Annotated in this window: 25 protein-coding genes and 1 pseudogene; 13 read left to right on the forward strand and 13 right to left on the reverse strand. The window is 63.7% G+C overall.

Going from position 1 to position 21,020, the window contains the following annotated elements; genetic code table 11:
• The first annotated feature begins 50 nt into the window (after positions 1-50).
• Positions 51-1,259 (forward strand): ABC transporter substrate-binding protein, encoded by a 1,209-nt coding sequence (locus AV059_RS17945; protein WP_058996682.1) that lies wholly within the window; start codon positions 51-53, stop codon positions 1,257-1,259.
• Here AV059_RS17945 and AV059_RS17950 read toward each other — a convergent pair.
• Together AV059_RS17950 and AV059_RS17955 are read right to left on the reverse strand one after the other, a co-directional pair.
• Positions 1,256-3,838: a heavy metal translocating P-type ATPase gene (locus AV059_RS17950; protein ID WP_058996684.1), complete on the reverse strand. Its 2,583-nt coding sequence runs from the start codon at positions 3,836-3,838 to the stop codon at positions 1,256-1,258. The two genes, AV059_RS17945 and AV059_RS17950, sit on opposite strands and share 4 nt — an antisense overlap.
• A gap of 140 nt (positions 3,839-3,978) precedes the next feature.
• Complete coding sequence (locus tag AV059_RS17955) at positions 3,979-4,242, reverse strand: hypothetical protein (RefSeq protein WP_004962707.1); 264 nt, start codon at positions 4,240-4,242, stop codon at positions 3,979-3,981.
• Positions 4,243-4,388: 146 nt separating this feature from the next.
• On the opposite strand from AV059_RS17955, the gene AV059_RS17960 reads away from it, so the two are divergent.
• Positions 4,389-5,474 (forward strand): S1C family serine protease, encoded by a 1,086-nt coding sequence (locus tag AV059_RS17960; RefSeq protein WP_058996686.1) that lies wholly within the window; start codon positions 4,389-4,391, stop codon positions 5,472-5,474.
• A gap of 37 nt (positions 5,475-5,511) precedes the next feature.
• Here the strand turns inward: AV059_RS17960 and AV059_RS17965 are convergent, their stop codons facing one another.
• The 4 genes from AV059_RS17965 to AV059_RS17980 all read right to left on the reverse strand — a co-directional run bounded on the left by AV059_RS17965 (position 5,512) and on the right by AV059_RS17980 (position 8,682).
• Complete coding sequence (locus AV059_RS17965) at positions 5,512-5,943, reverse strand: hypothetical protein (RefSeq protein ID WP_058996689.1); 432 nt, start codon at positions 5,941-5,943, stop codon at positions 5,512-5,514.
• A 103-nt stretch (positions 5,944-6,046) separates the two neighbouring features.
• The gene (locus AV059_RS17970) at positions 6,047-6,988 is read right to left on the reverse strand and encodes a hypothetical protein (RefSeq protein ID WP_058996691.1); all 942 of its coding nucleotides are present in this window, start codon (positions 6,986-6,988) and stop codon (positions 6,047-6,049) included.
• Positions 6,985-8,163, reverse strand: a complete 1,179-nt coding sequence (gene priS, locus AV059_RS17975) for a DNA primase small subunit PriS (RefSeq protein WP_058996693.1) — start codon at positions 8,161-8,163, stop codon at positions 6,985-6,987. Before priS ends, AV059_RS17970 begins: the two co-directional genes overlap by 4 nt.
• Positions 8,164-8,202: 39 nt before the next feature.
• Positions 8,203-8,682, reverse strand: coding sequence for an N-acetyltransferase (locus AV059_RS17980; RefSeq protein ID WP_058996695.1), 480 nt, complete (start codon positions 8,680-8,682; stop codon positions 8,203-8,205).
• Positions 8,683-8,802: 120 nt separating this feature from the next.
• On the opposite strand from AV059_RS17980, the gene AV059_RS17985 reads away from it, so the two are divergent.
• Positions 8,803-9,897 (forward strand): DoxX family protein, encoded by a 1,095-nt coding sequence (locus tag AV059_RS17985; RefSeq protein ID WP_058996697.1) that lies wholly within the window; start codon positions 8,803-8,805, stop codon positions 9,895-9,897.
• A gap of 13 nt (positions 9,898-9,910) precedes the next feature.
• Here AV059_RS17985 and AV059_RS17990 read toward each other — a convergent pair whose 3' ends face one another.
• A complete protein-coding gene (locus AV059_RS17990; protein ID WP_058996699.1) occupies positions 9,911-10,342 on the reverse strand; it encodes a type IV pilin in 432 nt (143 codons plus the stop codon).
• Between the two features lie 90 nt (positions 10,343-10,432).
• Here AV059_RS17990 and AV059_RS17995 point away from each other — a divergent pair, with 90 nt between their 5' ends.
• Both AV059_RS17995 and AV059_RS18000 read left to right on the forward strand, forming a co-directional pair.
• Positions 10,433-11,284, forward strand: coding sequence for a translation initiation factor eIF-2B (locus AV059_RS17995; RefSeq protein WP_058996701.1), 852 nt, complete (start codon positions 10,433-10,435; stop codon positions 11,282-11,284).
• Positions 11,285-11,390: 106 nt separating this feature from the next.
• Positions 11,391-11,612, forward strand: a complete 222-nt coding sequence (locus AV059_RS18000; protein WP_005535249.1) for a hypothetical protein — start codon at positions 11,391-11,393, stop codon at positions 11,610-11,612.
• Positions 11,613-11,621: 9 nt separating this feature from the next.
• Here the strand turns inward: AV059_RS18000 and AV059_RS18005 are convergent, their stop codons facing one another.
• Complete coding sequence (locus AV059_RS18005; RefSeq protein ID WP_058996703.1) at positions 11,622-11,816, reverse strand: hypothetical protein; 195 nt, start codon at positions 11,814-11,816, stop codon at positions 11,622-11,624.
• Positions 11,817-11,941: 125 nt separating this feature from the next.
• Positions 11,942-12,430 (reverse strand): annotated as a pseudogene (locus AV059_RS18010) (hypothetical protein).
• 76 nt (positions 12,431-12,506) lie between these two features.
• On the opposite strand from AV059_RS18010, the gene AV059_RS18015 reads away from it, so the two are divergent.
• Positions 12,507-13,556 (forward strand): mechanosensitive ion channel family protein, encoded by a 1,050-nt coding sequence (locus AV059_RS18015; RefSeq protein WP_058996704.1) that lies wholly within the window; start codon positions 12,507-12,509, stop codon positions 13,554-13,556.
• Here the strand turns inward: AV059_RS18015 and AV059_RS18020 are convergent.
• A complete protein-coding gene (locus AV059_RS18020; RefSeq protein ID WP_058996706.1) occupies positions 13,526-13,972 on the reverse strand; it encodes a universal stress protein in 447 nt (148 codons plus the stop codon). The genes AV059_RS18015 and AV059_RS18020 overlap by 31 nt on opposite strands.
• Positions 13,973-14,004: 32 nt before the next feature.
• A complete protein-coding gene (locus AV059_RS18025) occupies positions 14,005-15,363 on the reverse strand; it encodes a bifunctional UDP-sugar hydrolase/5'-nucleotidase (protein ID WP_058996708.1) in 1,359 nt (452 codons plus the stop codon).
• A 72-nt stretch (positions 15,364-15,435) separates the two neighbouring features.
• Between AV059_RS18025 and AV059_RS18030 the strand changes: the two genes are divergently transcribed.
• The 7 genes from AV059_RS18030 to AV059_RS18060 all read left to right on the forward strand — a co-directional run bounded on the left by AV059_RS18030 (position 15,436) and on the right by AV059_RS18060 (position 19,251).
• Entirely contained in the window at positions 15,436-15,675 is a 240-nt protein-coding gene (locus AV059_RS18030) for a DUF5816 domain-containing protein (RefSeq protein WP_004962750.1), read from the forward strand.
• 124 nt (positions 15,676-15,799) lie between these two features.
• Complete coding sequence (locus tag AV059_RS18035; protein WP_058996710.1) at positions 15,800-16,132, forward strand: hypothetical protein; 333 nt, start codon at positions 15,800-15,802, stop codon at positions 16,130-16,132.
• 24 nt (positions 16,133-16,156) lie between these two features.
• Positions 16,157-16,690: a mechanosensitive ion channel domain-containing protein gene (locus AV059_RS18040; protein ID WP_058996712.1), complete on the forward strand. Its 534-nt coding sequence runs from the start codon at positions 16,157-16,159 to the stop codon at positions 16,688-16,690.
• Between the two features lie 67 nt (positions 16,691-16,757).
• Positions 16,758-17,672, forward strand: coding sequence for a metal-dependent hydrolase (locus AV059_RS18045; RefSeq protein WP_058996714.1), 915 nt, complete (start codon positions 16,758-16,760; stop codon positions 17,670-17,672).
• 54 nt (positions 17,673-17,726) lie between these two features.
• Positions 17,727-18,347 (forward strand): hypothetical protein, encoded by a 621-nt coding sequence (locus tag AV059_RS18050; protein ID WP_058996716.1) that lies wholly within the window; start codon positions 17,727-17,729, stop codon positions 18,345-18,347.
• Complete coding sequence (locus tag AV059_RS18055) at positions 18,344-19,003, forward strand: hypothetical protein (RefSeq protein WP_058996718.1); 660 nt, start codon at positions 18,344-18,346, stop codon at positions 19,001-19,003. Before AV059_RS18050 ends, AV059_RS18055 begins: the two co-directional genes overlap by 4 nt.
• Before the next feature lie 47 nt (positions 19,004-19,050).
• Positions 19,051-19,251 (forward strand): dodecin, encoded by a 201-nt coding sequence (locus tag AV059_RS18060; protein WP_005535273.1) that lies wholly within the window; start codon positions 19,051-19,053, stop codon positions 19,249-19,251.
• Here AV059_RS18060 and AV059_RS18065 read toward each other — a convergent pair whose 3' ends face one another.
• Both AV059_RS18065 and hisD read right to left on the reverse strand, forming a co-directional pair.
• Positions 19,252-19,626 (reverse strand): iron-sulfur cluster assembly accessory protein, encoded by a 375-nt coding sequence (locus AV059_RS18065; RefSeq protein WP_008310062.1) that lies wholly within the window; start codon positions 19,624-19,626, stop codon positions 19,252-19,254.
• A gap of 99 nt (positions 19,627-19,725) precedes the next feature.
• The gene (hisD, locus tag AV059_RS18070) at positions 19,726-20,997 is read right to left on the reverse strand and encodes a histidinol dehydrogenase (protein WP_058996720.1); all 1,272 of its coding nucleotides are present in this window, start codon (positions 20,995-20,997) and stop codon (positions 19,726-19,728) included.
• Between the last annotated feature and the right edge of the window lie 23 nt (positions 20,998-21,020).

Here is a 21,020-nt window from a genome sequence, read left to right on the forward strand (position 1 = left end):
AGCGGACGGGAACCGAAGCCGTTTTATAATTTTTAGGCTAGCCTAAAATCATGCCAGGTAATTCAAATGACCAGTCAGGGCTGACACGGCGCGAATACGTCGCCTGCAGCGGCACAGTCATCGCTGGTGGACTGCTGTCCGGATGCACGGGAAGCAGCGGCTCAGACCCGCCGAATTCACCGGACTCAGAGACTACCACGGGAACGGCCACAACAACAGCAACGGAGTCCAAACCGGCGGAGACGGCGGCCACGGACAAGCCCTACCGCGTCACCGTCGAACCAGTGGGGGAGGTGTCATTCGAGACAGTGCCACAGACGTGGATCGCAGAAAACGCCAGTTGGGCCGATATGGGCGTCGCACTCGGCCTGACCAAACCCAGTGCAGTCGTTCTCACTGGGGAGTACCGCACGTGGCATTACGAGGACGTGCCGGGACTTTCACCGTCGAAAGAGGACATGGTTTCACTCTGGCAGGACGGTATCTCGAAGGAACTGCTACTCGAAATCGACGCCGGTGTTCACTTCATCGACCCCAACTACATGGTGAATCTCATCCCGAACTGGGACCGGTCGGATGTCGAGGAGATGCACGAACGCATCGGCCCGTTCTGTGGGAACACCAGTTTCTCGACGTACTCCTGGCACGAGGACTATCCGTACTACAGCCTGTACGAAGCGACCGAGAAGGTAGCCGCAGTGTTCCAGCGACAGGACCGGTTCCGGGCACTCTCAAGCCTCCACGAAGGGTTCCTCGACCGATTGCAGGAACGGCTCCCCCCGGAGGACCAGCGCCCGGAGATCGCGCTCCTCTCGCCAGGGTCGACCGAGCCGGAGACGTTCTATCCGTACCGGCTCGGGGACCGGACGGCGTACAAGCACTGGCGCGACCTGGGTGTGAGCGACGCGCTTGCCGGAAGCGAGATCCAGAGTTTCACGTCCGACCGAGGGACGATCGATTACGAGCTGCTCCTCGAAATCGATCCGGAGGTGTTGTTGCTGTACACGGACACCCATCTCCCGGATACGGCGTTCGAGGATACGTACCGCTCGTTTCTGCAGGACCACGACACAGCGAGCCAGCTCACTGCCGTGCAGAACGGTGCTGTGTACCCGGCCGGCGGGATGTACCAGGGACCGATTATCAACCTCTCGAAGACAGAGCGCGCCGCAAAACAGCTGTTCCCGGACGAGTTCGACGAGGAAGAGACGCTGTATGACCGCCAGCGAATCGCGGACATTCGCGCCGGCGATATCTAACCGTCGCCGCTCTCCGGCCGGACTCGTGAAAGCCGCATCGCGTTCCCGGTCACGGCCGTTGTCATGCCGGCATCGCCGGCCAGCACGGCAGCCCAGATGGGAACGACGCCGAACGGCACAGCGAGCACGAGGCCGGCCTTGACCGCCAGGCTGGCCCAGATATTCTGCCGGATGACACCGTTCGCGTCGTTCGCCAGTTCGTACAGGTACGGGAGCTTCGAGATGTCGTCACTCATCAGGGCGATGTCGGCCGTTTCCAGTGCCGTGTCCGTGCCGGCGGCTCCCATCGCGACGCCCACGGTCGCGCTCGCCAGCGCCGGCGCGTCGTTGATACCGTCTCCGACCATCGCAACGTCTTCGTACTCGGCGACAAGGTCATCGATAGCGGCGACTTTCTCGTCGGGCAGGAGTTCGGCCTGGTAGTCGTCGACGCCGACCTCTCGGGCGATAGCCCCCGCAGTGCGTTCGTTGTCACCGGTAAGCATCACCGTCCGCTCGACGCCCAGATCCCGGAGCCGTGAGACGGTGGCTTTCGCCTCCGGGCGCACCTCGTCGGCGACGGCGATGATGCCCTCTATCTCTTCGTCCGTACCCACGATGACGACCGTCTTCCCTTCGGCCTGAAGCTCGGGCACGGCGTCTTCCAGCAAGTCCAGACAGTTGTTGCGCTCACAGAGCTGCTGGGCCGTTTTTGTGACGACACCGCCATCGGTGGTCGCGTGGACGTGTGAGAGGTCGAAGCCGAGGTCCTCGAACAGCCCCGGCTTCCCGGCGTAGTGGGGCGTCCCGTCGAGGTCCGCCCGGACGCCCTTGCCGGTGATACTCTCGAAGTCATCGACGTCGGCGCTTTCGACGCCGGTCGTTCCCGCCTCCGCGACGATGGCCTCGCCAATGGGGTGTTCGCTCCGTTGTTCGAGCCCGCGGGCACACTGCAAGACCTCCTCTTCGGTGTTCCCGTGCAGCGGAAGCACGTCGGTGACGGTCAGTTCGCCTTTCGTCAGCGTCCCCGTCTTGTCGAATGCGACCACGTCGACCGCGCCCATCGCTTCGAGGTGGTTGCCACCCTTGATGAGCACGCCGTTCTTCGCGGCGCTGGTGATACCTGAGACGACCGACACGGGCGTCGAGATGACGAACGCACAGGGACAGGCCAGCACTAGCAGCGTCAGCCCGTGGACGACGGCGGTCGACCACGTTACCCCGAATACAGCGGGGGACGAAAGCGTCACGAGGACGGCGAAGGCGACGACGACCGGTGTGTAGTACGCCGAGAAGCGCTCGACGAACTGCTCGCGCTCGGTCTTGTTGGACTGGGCGTCCTCGACCATCTGGACGATGCGCGAGAGGGTGTTGTCGCTGGCCGCCGCCGTGACCTGCACTTCCAGATACCCCTCCTCGTTGATTGTCCCGGCGTACACCTCGTCACCCTCGGTCTTGTCGACCGGGACGCTCTCGCCGGTAATCGGGGCCTGATTCACCGCGCTGGTTCCGTCGATGACCTCGCCGTCCATCGGAATCTTCTCGCCAGGCCTGATGACGACGACATCGCCGACCTGTACGTCATCGACAGGCAGGACCTCCTCTTCCCCGTCGCGTTTGACCGTCGCGTCGTCGGGCGAGAGGTCCATCAGTTCCGCAAGCGAATTCCGCGCACGGTCCATCGAGTAGCGTTCCAGCAGCTCTGCGATGCTGAACAGGAACGCCAGCGTCGCGGCCTCGAAGTACAGCGCCTCGCCGAAGGCCAGACTGGCGGTGAGCGCGCCCAGAATAGCGATAGACATCAGCAGGTCGATGTCCAGATTCCGATTTTTCAGGGAGTAGTAGCCGCCACGTAGGATTTCCTGGCCGCCGGTCGCTACCGCGATGAGAAACAGCACGTCGTCGACGTACAGCGGCGTCCCCAGAACGCGTCCGACCTGCGCGTTCGCACCGGGCAACAAGAACTCCAGAAAGAAAACGAGGCCCAAGGCAACGAACACGCCGCTGACCCACGTCTTCAGCGCCCGTGAGCTGGTCCAGATTGAGTCGTTCTCGTCGGACTGTCCGGTCCCCATGTCGTCCTCGCCCGCCGTCTCCGTGACCTCGTAGCCGGCGCTCTCGATAGCCGCCACGAGGTCTCCTTCCGTCGTCGTGTTCCGGTCATACGTGACAACGACCGTCCCGGTGGTTGGGCGTGTTTCGGCGCTTCTGATGCCGTCGACCCCACCGAGCGCGCTTTCGACCTTCCCAGCGCAGGAGGCACAGTCCATCTCCGGAACGCTGAACCGTAGCGTCTCGCCGTCGTCTGCGACGGTGTAGCCCGCCGCTTCGACGCGCGCCGCTATCGCGTCCACGTTCGTCTCGGTCTCGTCGTACTCAACGGCGAGTCGACCCGTCGCTACCTGCGGGTCAACGGCCTTGATGCCAGACAGTTCACGGACGCTCGACTCCACCTTTCCCGCACAGGAGGGACAGTCCATCTCCGGGACGGACAGCTGTGCGACGTGGGCCCCATCGTGCGAGTGCGTTGCTGTAGGGGGACCGTCGGCACTCGCGCCGCCACACGCACCGCCATCCGAACAACCGCCGGACTCTGTCATTACCGGCGCTAGGCTACCCTGTCTTATTAATTCGGCTGCTAAAAACGGGGCCAACAGTGCGATAAGTTAATAAGATACCTCAGATGAGTTGTTAAATTGGGCAGTATCGACTCTACATCTGGCCGGGACGGTCGTCACCCTCAGTCAAACGGCGTCGTCCGCGTCGGTTTCCCCTGTGCGTACCGGATCCAGCGCCGCATATGCCGGCCGACTGCCCAGAACAGTACCACTGTCATCGCCAGTAGCGCCGACAGGAAGACGATTCCCAGCCGTATCGGTTCCTCGGTTGGGAGGCCAATGAGCAGGACGATCGTCCCGACGAGTGCCATCTCGACACCACATCGCAGTCCGGGCAACACGAACCCCGGTGTCGGCGTGTTCGTTCCCGATGAATCCTCTGCCATGCGCCCCCGTATGCTATCGGGACGATTGTAGTTTGTGCCCGCTTGCGGGGCCGAATTGAAAGCCAGCGCGCACGGCAATCAGGCACTCTGGTTGCGGTAAAGAGTTCTGACCGTGCCTTTTTCGCGGCTCAGACCCACGCCCCAGTATGAAACAGTCTCTCACTCGCCGGGCGATGTTAGGGGCCCTTGGGACAGCCGTCGCGACCACGGCTGGCTGTCAGAGTCCCGGGACCGGCAGCGACTCGGGTGGTGACACCGGAGCACAGTCGGAGTCAGCCGACGCGGTCGCACAGTCCGATAGCGTCTACACCAACGTGTATCAGAAGGTAGCCGATGCCGTCGTCTCGATTAGAGTGTACGCCGAAGACTCCCGTGGTGGGCAGGGGAGCGGCTTCCTCATCAACGACGAGCACATCGTCACGAACGAACACGTCGTCGAGGGCGGGGACGAATACTACGTCCGCTTTGCTGACACCGGCTGGCGCGCTGCCTCCGTCGTCGGCGCAGACGTGTACAGCGACCTGGCGGTCCTCCAAATTGGCGCGACGCCGGACGTGACACCACTGTCGTTTGTCGAGACCGAGCCGACAGTCGGGACCGAAGTCGTCGCCATCGGGAACCCGTTTGGCCTCTCCGGCTCGGTATCTGCAGGCATCGTCAGCGGCGTCGACCGCACGCTTCAGAGCGCCAACAACTTCTCCATCGCCGATGCGGTCCAGACCGACGCGCCGGTCAATCCGGGCAACAGCGGCGGCCCGCTCGTCACGCTTGAGGGTGACGTGGTCGGCATCATCAATTCGGGCGGCGGCGACAACGTCGCATTCGCCATCTCGGCCCCGCTCGCACAGCGCGTCGTGCCGTCGCTCATCCAGACCGGCGACTACGACCACCCGTACATGGGTGTTGGACTCCGGAGCGTGTCGCCGCGAGTCGCCGAGGCGAACAATCTGGACCCCGGGTCGGGAGTGTATATCACTCGTGTGGTCAGTGATGGTCCGGCGGCGGGCGTTCTGCAGGGAAGCGACGGGGAGACGACGATTTCGGGGACAGCAATTTCCACTGGCGGTGACGTGGTCAGACAGATGAACGACACTCCGACGCCGACGCGGCAGGCGCTGGGGAGCTTTCTTGCACTGGAGACCAGCCCCGGCGAGACGGTCGACGTACTGGTCGAGCGCGACGGCGCACAGGAAACAGTCGAACTCACGCTCGGGACCAGACCGGAGCCGTAACGAACGTCGGCAGCCGAATCTGCTGCCCAGACCGCGGTTACTGCGTCTGGACCTCACCCTGTTCGCTACGGCTGCCACCGGCCACGAGGTAGCCGACGGCGGCGGCAAGCGGCAGTGTCACTGGGAGCCCCGCAATAAGCAGGCTGATACCGAGACTCCTACCGAGGACCACGTAGAGCCCAACGCCGGCCGCGGTGACCGTGACGAAGTCCGCAATGGTCGCCAGCGCTGCCAGCCGAAGGCGAACCGCACGCTCGGGGACCGTACCCGCCGCCGCTCGGTCGCGATGCCACAGCAGGACGTAGCCGGCGAACAGCGCGGTCAGGCCGGCTGACACGCCCACGGGAAGACCAATAAGCAGCGAGAACTCTATCTGTGGCTCGAAGCCAGCGGTTACCGCGACCGTCGTGACAGCAAATACGAGTACACCGAGAAGCAGCGCGACGACGATGCGGACGTGCGTGTTCATACGTATCAACTGAACGACTGTATATAAATAGTCCATCGCTGCCGCAGAACAGAGTGTCGAGGGACACTTCGCACAGCGGCCCGTTCCAGCCCGTTGCGTGAGCTTATTCTAGGGGCTCGGCGGCGTCCTGTTCGACCAGCGGGTCGGCGTTGTCGGCCGGCAGGGTCACCACGTCATCGGTCGAGAGGTCGTACTCGCGCTGGTCGACGCCGAATATCTCGCCCACGTCGTCCGTGATGCGAACCGTCCGCCGGTCTACGTCGGCGGCCCCGGCCGTGCCAGCACTGGCTGGTGACTGCGTACCGCCGTCAGCCTGCGTCGGGTCCGCCACCGGGCCGGAGGTCGACTCAGCACTCTGTTCGGCTGGTGGGACAGGAACATCATCGCCGGGCGGCACGTCCGCCGGCTCGGACTGGCCGTCGACTGTGGGATTGTTGCCTGTGTCCAGCTCGGGCGGCGGCGTTGGTGCGTCAGAGTCCGGCGCGGGCGGGGACTGGTCCCCACCGCTGCCCATCATGTCAGCCGCGTCAACGCCGGTGTCCGGCGTCGACTGCTCGGGCTCACCGGCTGTCGCGTCGTTCGCTGCTTGGCGTGGGTCCGGGTCGGGGGCCTGTCGCTCGCCCGAGTTCGGCTCGTCGCCGACCGCGCCGGTCGGAGCCTCGCCCGCAATCACATCGAGGACGTGGCCCCGATTGGATTCGATGGCCTCAACCATCGTCTCGAACAGGTCTCGTTCCTCCTGTGTGAGACCGTCGTCCTCGGTCGGCATATCCGCCGCAGCCAGCGACGCCATCTTCACGATTTTGCCGACGCGCCGCTCGTACACAGCCTCCACGGTCTGCTCGGCGGTCTTGATGTCGTCTGTCAGGCGATTGACCTCGGGCGAGTCGAACGGGTCCTCAGCGCGCTCGGCCGCGCGGTCGCGCTCCGACCGGAGCTGTTGAATGAACTGTCCGGCGTCCTCGTAGAACGTCTCGCGCAGCTGCTGGAGCTGGTCGGTCTGGCGTTCCCGCGATTGGACGGATTGGAGCTCGTCTACGTTCATTCCTTCCCCTTCTCGGCACGCCCGCGGGCCATGAGAAATACGCCCACGTGCTCTGGTACAGTCTGATTACCCGCCTCCAGTGTAAAGCTATCGCCATCCAGTTCGACGAGGCCGCCGTCGGCCACCTCAACGGTGATATCGTGGCCCCGGAACGTCTCCGGGACAGGGTCGACCAGCGGGTCGAACGCATCGAGGTCGTCGCGGTCGATACGCTGGACTTCAAGCCCGCTGCCGCCGTGGAGCGAACCGGGCAGGCGAATGAGCCGGTTCGTGTCCGTCGTCACCGGTTCGTCGATCGGTGCGTTGTCCGCCGCGACGACCTCGTGGAGAAGAATCTTCGCCAGCTGGTAGAACGCCGGATGCACGTCGATGTTACCGGCCTCTAGCTGCTCGTAGTTCGACCGGGCGGCGTTCAGTGCCGCCGTCGCCTTCCCCTCACCGATGCCGTCGTACTCCTGCAGTCGGTCGAGCGCGTCCGCCTCCTCCATCGCGAGCAGGTCGTCGACGACGGCGAGCATATGGCGGTGTGCGCGGGCGCTCCAGCCGCCTTCCGTTGAGAGCGTCCGCTTCTGTGCCGGACTGGACCGGCCGGCCGTGCCGGCGACGGACTCCTCGTCGACGAGTTCGTCGAACTCCAGACCGATGCCGCGGACGTAGTCGACGACCTCCCGGCGCGCGTCCCGCTCCAGATGGCGGATACGCTCGTCACGGACGTGGACGTGGTAGCCCCGGCCACCGGAGAAGACGACGGTCAGGTCCTCGAAGCCGAAATCGTCTTCCAGAAAGTCGAGCAGCCTGCGCAACGCGTCCTTGCACTTTGCGAGCATCTCGGCGTAGCTGTCCTCGCCCAGCACTACGGAGGGTAGGTGGTCAGCGTCGAGGTCGAACACGAGGTCAGAGGAGCGCCAGCCCTTGTCCGACATCGTGGAGGCGCTTGGTTCGTCGTAGCGGCCCGCGGAGAAGTAGACGTGGCGGGGCTTCCGGCGGCCGAGGAAGTCCTCGATCTCGCCGAGGTCCAGCAGCGATCGATGACGGACCATCGTCTCGCCGGGGCCTTCGGTCCACGGGATGAACCCCCATTCACGTTCGTTCGCGGCCGGCGGCGGCGTTACGGATGCCTGTCGGTAGTGGTCGCCGAACCGGCCACGGAGGTACGCGCGGGTCCGCTCTTCCATCGGCTACCTCGTTGGGGAGGTCCCTTGAAAAGCGTTCGCTTAGCCGCGCAGGAACTTCGACAGTTTGTCGGTAATCGAGTCTTCGCCGAGCTTGAGGTAGTAGGCGTCGCCGCCGTCCTCGTAGTAGTTGTCGATGCGACGCGTAATCTCGAAGCCGATGTGTTTGTAGAAGCCGATGGCCTCCCGATTCGTCGCCCGAGCGTGGCAGGTCACGCTGCCGTAGTCCTCGGCGACGCGGGCGACGAGTCGCTTGCCGAAGCCGTGGCCCCTGTACTCGTCACCGACTGCGAGAAAGAGAATGTAGCCGTCGCGTCGAACCGCGGCGAAGCCGATGAGGCGGTCTTTGGAGCGGTCGATGTAGAGATAGGTGGTCGACCGTCGGTAGGCGTCGCGAAAGAACCCCCGTCGCTGCCGAAGAACGCCGTCGGACTCCCGGATGTCTTCCTTGAGCCGCCACGCCGCGTCGACGTGTTCGTCGTCCCCGCGTTCGACGATCTGTGTCTCGATGTTGACGCTCACTGCCGTATAAGTAGTGGAGGCGTGGATATAATTCCACCGCCTACAGAGAGGGGTGTCTAAGCGTCCAGTTCCACGGACCGGACGAACAGGATTAGGTAGATAGCGCACGAATTCTCAGGTATGGACACGCGTATCCCGAGTCTCGCCGGAACTATCGCGCTCGTTCTCACTCTCTTTCCGCGACCCGCGGCGGCACACGTCGACTACGTGACCGAGGGGCCGGGCGAGGCCCTCGACGCGGTGGCGTTTGCGATATCCGTGCTGTCGAACCCGGTGAACGCGGCCGTTTTCGGTATCTCGGGAGTGGCCGTGACCGTCGGCCTCGCCACGTACCTCTGGGTTCGGCCGACGATTACGGACATCGTCATCCTTCGGGACGTACTCGTTGGCTACTCGGACCTCGTCCCGTGGATGCTCCGGCTCAGCGTGGGGCTACCACTCGTCGGTGCCGGATTTCAGGGATACCTGTTCGCCCCGACAGTGACGTTTGACCCGACCACGAACCCGCTCGTCCGTGCCCTGTTTATCGGGCTGGGGTTCACGCTCCTGTTCGGACTTGCGACCCGTATCGTCACGACGATTGGGCTGGTGACCTACGGATGGGCACTGACCATCGATCCAAGCGTCGTTCTCGCTATGGAGTACGTGCCGGCGTTTCTGGCACTGTTGATTCTGGGTGGTGGCCGCCCGAGCGCGGACCATATGCTTCAGCAGGTCGCCAGCACCGACGGGACCTACTACGGCCGTGTCGACCCGGTCCACTATCTCAAGGGATTTCTCGACTCGGCGACGGCACCGTACCGCGAGTACGTCCCGGTCATCGTCCGGGTCGGCATGGGCGTGACGTTCATTTACCTCGGACTGTTCCAGAAGCTCGCCGAACCCGGCCAGGCGCTCCTGGTCGTCGAAAAGTACAACCTCACCGCCGTCGTCCCCGTGGACCCTGGGATGTGGGTGCTCGGGGCCGGCCTGACCGAGATGCTGGTCGGGCTGGTGTTGATCTTTGGCTTCATGACTCGCGGGGCTGCAGCCGTCTCCTTTGTCCTGTTTACCACGACGCTGTTCGGCCTGCCGGACGACCCGGTACTCGCGCACATCACGCTGTTCGGAATGGCCTCGGCGGTGTTCACGATGGGTGCCGGACCGCTCTCGTTCGATAACTGGTTCGGTCGGCCGGCACAGAGCAACCGGGAGACCGTCGCTTCGGTGGACTGAGCAGTCTTACAGGTCAGTTCGCGCCGTCCCACTGATCCAGCTGGGTCCGGTTCCCACTCGCGTTGTGGTATATCGTGATTGTATCCCGGGCGCCTACGCGCCGTTGGTAGGCGTTACCGCTGCTCAACTGTGCGATATCGCCAGGGCCGATCATCGCGTCGGGCTCGCGGTTCGCCAGCTGCGCCCAGGTGACCGTTCTGCTCGGCCCTTCGAATTCGACGTTCCCAGCTTCGAACTCGTCGCCGCGAGCGTGTGTGACGATGAGCAGTTCGTTGTCCTCGACGTAGTCGTAGCTGAAGTTCGCCTGCGGGCCACCACCGTCGTCGTCCTCGATGACGAGGACGTTCAGCCCGACGATAGCCGTCACGAGTAGCGTTAGCCCGACGAGTACGGCGACGCCGATGCCCTCTGTCATCCCGACCGTCTCAGTCCTGAACCGTCCCATAGCCGTCTATCAGCCCTAATGTGAGACGGCGTTAAATGCTGTTCGACGGCGAGGGGAAGACACATATCGGTTCAACTCACAGCCACCGGTATGATAGACGAGACTGTCGAGGAGATCTCGGAGATGCAGACTCACAGTTCCTCCGTGGTCGCAGTCAAAGCCGCTCAGGCGCTCCGGGACCTGACTGACAGGGAGTACCCGACGGTTGAGGATTACCTCCGCTCGCTCGACCGGAACAGCAGCGCCCTCCGGCGGGCGAACCCCTCCCATGCCTCCCTCCATACGACCCAGCACCGGATCGTGAACGCCGTCTCGGACGCGGAGCCAGACGACGTGGCGACCGCCAAGGACCTGACTAACGAGGCTATCGACGACGTTATCGACTCGGTGGAGTCGTCAAAAGACCGCGCCGCTGCCCGCGCCGTGTCGGAGATCGCTGATGACGACGTGCTGTTGACACATGACTTCTCATCGACAGTCCTTGCAGCCATCGACGATGCCATCGAGGCCGGCCACAGCTTCGAGGTGTACGTGACGGAGTCCCGACCACGCTTCCTCGGCCGAAAGATGACGCGCCACCTCTCCGACCGGGACGGGGTCGACGTGACGCTCATCGTCGACAGCGCCGCCGGCCACTTCATGCCAGAGGTCGACCGCGTGCTCGTCGGCATGGACTGCATCGTCGACGACACGCTGTACAACCGCATCGGCACGTATCCGATTGCGACGGCGGCGGCGGACAACGACGTTCCGGTGACGGTCGTCGGGGCCGCCGCGAAATACGTCGACGGGGCTTTCGCCTTCGAAAACGAGATTCGCTCACCGTCGGAGGTCCTCCGGGAGCCGGCAGACGGATTCGAAGTCGCGAACCCAGCCTACGACGCCACGCCGACGCACCTGCTGGATACGGTTGTCACTGACGACGGTGTCCACGAGTACTGAGACGAACCGCTGTACGTTCGTTCCGGTATCACTGTCCAGCAAGACGAGTCCCGGTAACGGAACGCGGGCTCGAAGATTCTTGTTGCTGGCCGTAAAGAAGCCAGATATGGACGACACCGCCCTCCTTCGTCAAACCATCCGCCGGTGTACCGCCGTACTCGTTGCAACGCTTGCCACTGTTGGTGTGAGTCTGCAGAGTCCTTCAGAAGCGAGTTTCTTGCTCATACTGGCCACCGCCTCAGTGGTGTATCTCGCCGTGGGGTTCATCAAAGTGAAGCCGCCTGCTGAAAACCCTGAAAGTTCCGCGTCTACAGAGGACGAGAGGTAAATACGTACTCTACCGCTGTTGGACGACGGTGTCACACTTGGGACACCGGAGCTGTAAACTGTTCTCGGTTGCTTCAGTGGTCCAGTCGCCCGTGACTGCACTCTCGTGACCGCAGTCGGGACAAAACAGTGATGTCTTGGACCGCGCCTGTGGTGGTGGATCTGAATCGACCGCGCTGGTCGTGTAGATTTCGGTGGAGGTCATCAAAGAAAAGAACGTGCTGTAGGCTCAAAAATGTGTCGGCAGAATGTTTGATTGTTCACGCACAATGTGGAATTAGTATAGTTTTAATTCCCGAAAATGTGGATGAGTGTCCCCATTATTAGGAATTATATGTACATTCGATCATCCAGAAGTGAGTCGGTATCGGCAGCGTCCATCCGTTCTGCGAGCGCCTGATAGTGGGCCTCGATGTTTGCGGCGAAGGCCTCCAGCGGGCCGGTGTCGATCTGGATCGCATGGGTCGCTTTCAGCGCAGTGAGCAGTCTGATCGCGGCTGCGGCGTCGGGCGCTTGCGGATGTGTCGGTGTCGTCAAGATACGCTTCCTGATACGCTGGCGTTGCGATGTAGAACGGGGCGTGGTCGTCCGGGCCGTGCGCGATGGGGACGCCGGTGAGCATCGTAATGTTCGAAACGTCCAGTTCTCTCCCGGCGGTCCCGGCGTCCGCAGATGGCCGATTTCGCGCATCGACTCCTGGTCGGCCAGATAATCGACGGGCGTGAGGCCGGCCAGGTCGTACTCAGAGACACCGACTGCCAGCGTATCGACCGGTGGTCGGTCGTCCGAGAGGACCACCGAGATGTCATCGGAAGAGATATTTTTCGGACGGGACGCGAGGGCTAAGTGGTTCGGGAGGGGAACCCTTTTCTCGCGGCGGTGTCGAATCCATGTCATGCGTTTTGGCCTCGTCTGGCCCTTGCAGACACCCACACCGACACCGACCGAAACTGCGACCGAAGTGGCAACCGACATCGGCGGGCTGTTGCCCTTCGATATCCCGATGTGGGTGGTAAACATCGGGGAATCCCTGATCGTCATCGGGCTGGCAATCGTCGTTTCCCGCGTTCTCGTTCGTCTTCTGGGTCGGCGCGTCGCTCAGCAGTTCCGGCGGCCAAGTCTCACTCGAACAGCCCTTCGCGGCATCCGTGCCGGTGTGTACATCTTCGCGTTGCTAACCATTCTGGGCATTTACGGTCTGCAACTAGGCGATATCGCACTCTCCGTCACGGTGTTTTCTGCCGTGGTTGGTGTCGTGCTAGCCCCGATTCTCGGGGGTCTGATCTCTGGCGTCTTCTTGCTGGCTGACCAGCCATACGAGATCGGAGATATGATTGAACTCGTCGACACCGGCCAGCGAGGGTTCGTCGAGGACATCACGCTCAGACACACAAAGATATTCACCCTCGACAATACGTTTCTCGTCATCCCCAACGGGGAGATTCGCCAGCGAGATGTCGTCAACTACTCGGCGGAGGACTCACGGACGCGGCTGTCGCTCGACGTAATGGTCACCTACGAGAGTGACATCGCCGTCGCGCGGAGCCTCACCGAAGCGGCGGCCCGAGAAGTGGATAACGTCATCTCCGGCGGGCCGGACATCCGCGTCGGTGCAGCCCGGTATCCCGCTTCGCCGACGGTGTATATCAACAATTTCGCCGACCACGGCGTGTTGCTGACACTCCGGTACTGGGTGACCGAACCGTACAAACTGCTCGCTGCCCGCTCGAGAGTCCAGACGAACGTCTGGCGACGGCTCGAGGACGCAAACGTCGAGATCGCGTACCCCCACTCGCATCTGTACTTCGACGACACCAGCGGGGAGATGAACGTCTCACTCAACGACGGACTGAGCGGACTGAACAACGGTGGCCGGAGCCACGCAGCCACCGGTGACTCGCCCGTCCCGCCGCGTCAGGATCCTGATGAACTCGGCGACGAGTGACGGCTGGACTGGGCATCCGGCTGGGCGGTGACGATTTCGCAGTCGAGTTCCTCGCGAAGGAACTGTTCGACATCGGGGTCGTCGACCAGCCGACGGATCATCTGCCGCCAGCGACTCGCCTGTTTGCTCCCGATGACGACGATATCGGCGTCCTGTGCGGCGACCTCGTCGAGGATCGTCTCTTCGACGAGCATCCCCGACCGGACGACGTACCGCGTCCGCGGGACGTGACCGAACGACTGCTCGACGGCACGTTTGAGTTCCGTCCGGTCGACCCGGTGGCTGTTCTGATAGAGGTTCACGTGGAGGACGGTGAGGTCCGCGTCCTCCTCGTCGGCGATCTGAATGGCCTCCGCAAGCGTGGCTCGGGAGTTCTCCGAGAGCGGGTATCTGACTGGGACGACGACCTGTGGCATCGGCGAGATGTACCGTGCCGAGGTTTAAATCGCTAGCGGCGAGTGAGTCGTCCATCGACCGCCGGGGCGATCTCCGTCTGGCGGACGTAGTCGGCCAGCGCCTCGTACTGCACGTCGGCGACACTGACCCGGTGAGACTCGGTCAGAACCGGGAACTCCCGCTCAGTGTAGTAGAGGTAGTTGCTCGTCGCGAGCGTGTACGTCTCGGTGTCGCGTACCGGTCGCCCATCGACCCGTAGCCGCTCGATGGTCTGTGTATCATCGTTCCAGACCAGTTCGACGCCGCTGAAGTGGGCGTGCCACCAGTCCGACTCTCCGAACGCGACCTGTTGCCCGCTCCCCTGTCGACACAGCGTCCGGAGCTCCGCGCCCGTCAGTTCGGCGACGGTCAGTGGCTCCTCGAAGGGGACGACAGAAACCATATCGGCGACTGTCAGCGCGCCGTCGAGCGGGACCGTGTCATTCCGGAGGCCGCCGCTGTTCTGGAGGCCCACGTCCGCGCCTGTCGCCCACCGGTACGCGTCCGCGACGAGGTTGCCGAGGCGGCACTCGCCGCCGTAGGTCGTCTCCCGGCTCCGGTCCAGCGGCTCGTTTACGTGCCCGACGACCTCGTCGAGTCCCGCAGCCGAGAGTCTGTCCTCGAGAGCCCCTGCAACGCGGTCGTCGACGGGGCCGTCGGCTGTCTCGCGGAACTCCGCGGTCGGTTCCGGCCCGCCAAGATCGACCTCGACGACGGTCTTGCCGTTGGCTCCCGGTCTGGTGAGCAGTGTGCCGGCAACGCGGTCGATGCGGCGCTCGTGGACGTGCCCGCCGAGGATGACGTCCACGTTGCAGGTGCGGGCCAGTTCCTCGTCAGTACGCCCCAGGTGTGAGAGCACGACAATAACGTCGGCCCCGTCCGCTCGAAGCGCGGTGGCCGCCTCGCTGACAGCCTCGAACGGATCCGTGAACGTCAGCGTCGTCGCCTGTGGGTTGGCCGACGCGGTATCGGGGTCGGTCACACCGACAAATCCGACCTGCACCCCGTCGACGGTCCGACTCGCCCACGGCCGGGTCAGTCGTCGGGCGAACCGCTCGCCGTCCTGTTCGACGTTCGCAGTCAGCCACGTCTGTGGGGACCTGGCGATGATGTCCCGCGTCGCGTCGAGGCCGTGGTCGAAGTCGTGGTTCCCCAGCGTCTCAAACGCGGGCGTCAGCGCGGTGAAGAGGTCGAGCGACTGCTCGCCGTCGGTGACCAGCGACAGCACCCCCGGCCCGGTGTTGTCCCCGGTGCCGACCACCAGCGCATCCGGGCCGTCAGCGGCGGCCACTGTCCCCGCAAACCGCCCGATTCGCTCAGGTGTATCGTACGCTTTCTCCACGTCGGAGTACTGAATTATCCGGGGACTCACACCCGCAGTTCAGGGGGACCAGCGACTAATGGTTTCCGCAGTGATTTAGCCGCTGGCGCGTCATGCGTCCGTATGGACGCACTCGACGGTCCCGACGGAGAGACGCTGTACGTCGACCGGAGCGACGGCGACACCGGTACCAAAGGCGCGTTTTACGTCGTCTACCGCGACGCCGACCGCGAGCGTCGCTGGGGCTACTTCTGTAGCAACTGCGAGACGTTCAACAACGCGATGGACTCGATGGGCCGAATCCGCTGTAACGACTGTTCGAACCTCCGTAAGGCCGAGGAGTGGGACGCGGCCCACGAGTAACAGTCCGATCCGGGTGACAGACCCGCGCTGTTCTGCGTGTTTCGACGGCTGTGTCGCCGGCCGAACTGTCAGCCACATAGCTAGTGGGAACGTTTATCAGATAGCCGGTGGTACTGACTCTCAGATGGGGGCCGTTACCACATCACTCGACGAGCAGGCCCGGTCGATATTCGACGACCTCGGATACACCGTGTCGCGCACTGGCACCGAACTGCGAGCGGAACGCGACTGGCGCGTCGTCACTGTCTCAGTGCTCGACTCGCAGGACCCAATACCTGACGGCGGCGATTTGCGCTGTTTCGTCACACGTACGGGCGACGCGACGCATCTCAGCCGCCGTCTCAATCGGCTCGACGTATCCTATGACTGGGCCGTCATCGGGATCACCGAAGACGGCGACTACGAGGTGGTCCGTCACCCCGGCGACACAGCCATGTCGGCTGACGCCAACACTTAGGGGCCTCTCCCTTCACCATCCGGCGTGCAAGTCGGTGTCATCAATCAAGCGCTCGAACAGCTAGTTACGAACGTTGTTGACGCACTTCCGCGCCTCATAACCGCGTTCGTCTTTCTTGCGATCGCTGCGGTAGGCATCAAGGCTATCATGTTCGTCGTCCGGGCCGTTCTGAAACGGTCGCTGCCCGGCGAATCCCCCGTGTACCGACAGTTTCTGTCCGTGATCGTACTCGTGTTCCTGTGGTTCGGCGTGGCGCTGTCGTTCCTCTCTATCGTCGGCCTGACCGCCATCGCCGCGTCTCTCGGAACTGCGACCGGATTTCTCGCGCTTGGCGTCTCATACGCGCTCTCGGAGATGATCAAGGACGCTGTTGCCGGCGTCTACCTCCTCCGTGACCCCGATTTCAACCCCGGCGATACCGTCAAAGCCGGCGACACCACCGGCGAGGTAGTCGCAATCGAACTCCGGAAGACGCGGTTCCGTGTCGGCGGTGACACCGTTGTCAGGGCCAACGCGGCCATCGAAGAACGCTGGACGAAAGTCGAATCCGAGTCCTGAGCGAGGTCGAGGCCCGCGCTACCCGTTCACACGTGGTGTTTAAGCCTATCGCCATCATATTCGAGGTATGTTCGTCGGGCACGCGCTGCTTGCGTTCGCCCTCGGAGCCCTCGCCGCGTGGTGGCTTGGGCTCTCCCGCGAGCGAGCGGTCCAGTTGGGCGTCATCGCCGGCCTGTTCGCCGCAGTTCCCGACGTTGATATCGTCTATGCCCCCTTCGGGCTGCTCGTCGGGGCCGCCGAGAACCTGACGGCGGACGGCTTCTGGGAAACCGCGAACGTCGTCCACCGCGGGCCGACGCACTCACTCCTGTTAGGGGCAGCACTCGCCGCCGCGGCCGGCCTCTGGGCCAGTAATTCGCGGGCTACTCGAATCGGGTCGCTGTCCATCGGCGCCGTACTGACTGTTCTCACGGGCGCAGTCAGCGGTCCCATCGCAGGACTCGTGATGCTCGTGTTCGTTCTGGCCGTGCTGAGTGTCGCCACAGTCGCACAGTCCCGCGATATCAGCCCCCGGACGGTGACCGGGCTGGCGCTACTGGGACTCCTGTCCCACCCGTTCGGTGACCTCTTCACCGGCGGCCCACCCCCGTTTTTCTACCCCTTCGACGTGACCCTCGTCGCCGAGCGGGTGATGCTCCACCCCGACCCGACGACGCATCTTCTGGCGGCGTTCGCTATCGAACTTGCGACGGTGTGGCTCGCCGTGTGGACGTACGTCCACCTTCGTGGGTACACGCTAACGGGACTCGTCCGCCCCCGAGCAGCGCTGGGACTGGGGTATGCAGCAGCCGTCCTGTTCATGCCTGCACCGACGCTCGAACAGTCAGCGCACTTCGTGTTCAGCGTCCTCGCACTGGGCGTCGTCGGCGCGCCGACCCGGCCGTTCAGTGACGGCGTCGACTGGCTGGAGACAGTCGTGACGGGGCTGGCGGCAGTGACCATCGCTGCGCTCGCGTACGCTATGGCGTATGGGGCTATCTGAACAGTCCATCCCATCGGTCGATAGGGTTTTTCGAGTCGCGGCTCACCTGCCACTATGAGCCGAGACGTAGCGCGGTTGCTCCGGGACAGGCGCATCAACGCCCTCACGGCGTGGTGTATCGTCGCTATGCTCGCCGCTGTCTCTATAACGAGTGCCGTTCAGGCCGACCTGCTGTGGGCCGGATTCGCGGCGGCCGTTGCGGCGTTGGCGCTGTTTCCGCCAGTTCTATTGCGCAACCGTGACGCCATGCTGCCCTGGGAAATCCTCTTGCTGGCGGCGTCGCCAGTTGTCGGCCGCCTGTTTGCGACGCTCTCGATGACCGGTAATCTCGCGACGTATCTCTCGGTTGCCGCCATCGCGCTCATTCTCGCCGTCGAACTCCAGCTCTTTACCCCTGTCCGGATGACGCCCCGGTTCGCCGTCGTCTTTGTGGCCATCACCACGATGGCTACCGCCGGCGTCTGGGCCGTCGTCCGCTGGGTAGCCGACCAGTTTCTCGGGACCACCTTCATCCTCGATCCGACGGTGTCCGAACACGTCATCGAGGAAGCGGTGATGTGGGAGTTCGTCGCGTCGACTATCGCCGGCATCGGTGCTGGCGTGGTTTTCGCGTACTACGTCCGCCGGCAGGCCGGGACCAGCCGCGTCCCCGAGGAGGTCCAGCCTGACGTATGAGGGTCCGTGACCGCTTCAGCATCAGCACGGCGACCCAGCAACGGCTCTCCCGAAGTCTGTCACTTGCTCTCATCGGCCTATTCGCGGTTGGTATCGAGCGGGGCAACGTCGGTATCATCGTCAATTCGGCCGTCGCCATCCTCGTCACGCAACTCCCGGCGCTGCTGGAACGGGACTACGGCATTGCACTCGACCCCGCGCTGACACTGTGGATTACCTCGGCGGCGTTCTTTCACGCGCTCGGAACTGTTGGCCTCCCGGGTGCCGAGGAGAACTTCTACGTCACCATCTGGTGGTGGGACCACTTCACCCACGCCCTCTCGTCGTCAGTCGTCGCCGCGGTCGGGTACACGACGGTTCGCGCGCTCGACGAGCACACTGACGAGATCTCGATTCCCTCGCGGTTCATGTTTGTGTTCCTCCTCCTGTTCGTGATGGCCTTCGGCGTGTTCTGGGAGGTCATCGAGTTCTCGATTACCCTTGCCGCGTCAGCAACCGGGAACGACACGATTCTGACACAGTTCGGTCTCAGCGACACGATGCTCGATCTCGTGTTCGACGCTATCGGTGCGATTATCGTGGCGATCTGGGGGACTGCACACCTCACCGGCGTGGTCGGTCACGTCGAGACGTTGCTCAACCGACAGTCTCAGTGACCTGTCCGTACTTTTATATCATGGCCGTGTGAACAAGTCTCACGCAAATGGTTTTCAAGAAAATCACGCTCATCGGAACCAGTCCGGAAAGCTTCGACAAAGCCGCCGACGACGCCATCGAACGCGCGGAGGCGACACTTGACAATCTCAAGTGGGTCGAAGTGGAGGAACTCGGCGTCGAGATCGCCGGCGTCGAGGGCCGCGAGTACCAGGCTGAGGTAGTCGTGGCGTTCGAACTCGAAGAGTAGCTACGTCCGGAAGGACTCGCCACAGCCGCATTCGCTGACCACGTTCGGGTTCTTGACGTGGAACCCGGCTCCCTGCAGGCCGCCCTCGTAGTCGAGTACTGACCCCTCGATATAGTCGATGCTGGCGTCGTCGACGAACACGCGGAGCCCGTTGCGCTCGAACACCTCATCGTCTTCCTCGGGTGCGTGTTCGAACCGCATCCCGTAGGAGAGTCCGGCACAGCCGCCCTGCTGGACATACAGGCGGAGTCCGGATTCGTCGACGTCCATTCCCTCGCTTTCGAGGAGGTCCAGTGCTTCTCCCGCTGCCTGCTCGGTGACGGCGACGTCCTCGCCCCCGAGGTTCGGATCGCCGTCGTCCGCTGTGCTGCTCATACAGTTACGTGGACGCCCGAACGTGTTAACAGTGACGCCGGTGGGACAGTTCGGAAAAATACGTCTGCGTTGCTCAGCAGGAAAGCCCCGGAGACCGCATTACTCCTCGAATCGCTTACGGACACTCTCGGCGTGAGCCTCCAGCCCTTCGGCTTCAGCGAGGGTCGTGATCGTGTCCGAAATATCGTCCAGCGAGTCCTCGGAGAGGCGCTGGACCGTCGTCGACCGGACGAACGTATCCACGGAGAGACCGCCGGAGACCCGCGCGCTGCCGCCGGTCGGCAGGACGTGGTTCGTCCCGGTCGCGTAGTCGCCGGCCGCAACGGGGCTGTACGGGCCAAGGAACACGGACCCAGCAGAGGGAATCCGTTCGAGAAGTGATTCGTCGTCAGCGGCCTGAATCGAGAGGTGTTCGGCGGCGTACTCCTCGGCAAAGAGGACGGCCTCGCTCATCGAGCGTGCGAGGAGAACGCCGGACGCATCGTTGTCCAGTGCGGCGCGGATGACTGCCTCGCGCTCCCGGCCGTCGGCCTGCTCGTCAACGGAATCGACGACCTGCTCGGCGAGGTCCACGTCGTCGGTGACGGCGACGACAGAGGCGTTCTCGTCGTGCTCGGCCTGTGCAACGAGGTCAGCCGCGACCAGTTCCGGGTCCGCGTCGCCGTCGGCGACGACCATAACTTCGGAGGGACCGGCTAGGAAGTCGATAGCCACGTCGCCACGGACCTCGGCCTTCGCCGCCGTGACCCAGCGGTTGCCGGGGCCAACAACGATGTCCGTCGCGCTGACGGTTTCGGTCCCGTAGGCCAGTGCTGCGATGGCCTGTGCGCCGCCGACCTGATAGACGGCGTCGGCCCCGGCCACGTGGATGGCAGCCAGCGTGACGGGGTTGACCTCATCGGCCGGTGGGGTGGCGACGGCGACGTGCTCGACGCCAGCGACCTTCGCCGGGATGACGCCCATCAGCACGCTGGAGGGGTAGGCTGCTGTACCACCGGGAGCGTACACGCCAGCGCTGTCGAGCGGGCGGAACCGGCGGCCCAGTTCGCGCCCATCGAAATCGTCACGCCAGTCCTCTGGGACCTGTCGCTCGTGGAACGCGCGGATGTTCGCCGCGGCGTCCTCGATGGCCTCGCACACGTCGTCGTCGATTTCCTCGTAGGCCCGCTCGGCGGCGTCGGTGATGTCGATGTTGCCCACCGACACACCGTCGAACTCCTCAGCGAAGCGCCGCAGCGCCACGTCGCCCTCCTCGTGGACCTGCGCGACAATATCGCGGACATCGTCTCTGACTGCGTCGACACCGGCGTCGCGGTCGAAGAAGGCGGCCCGTTCGTCGGGACCAAGGTCGGCTATCGTCCGTACGTTCATACGCCTGGTTCGGGACGGGGCAA

Source organism: Haloarcula sp. CBA1127 (genome assembly GCF_001485575.1).
Taxonomy (GTDB): domain Archaea; phylum Halobacteriota; class Halobacteria; order Halobacteriales; family Haloarculaceae; genus Haloarcula.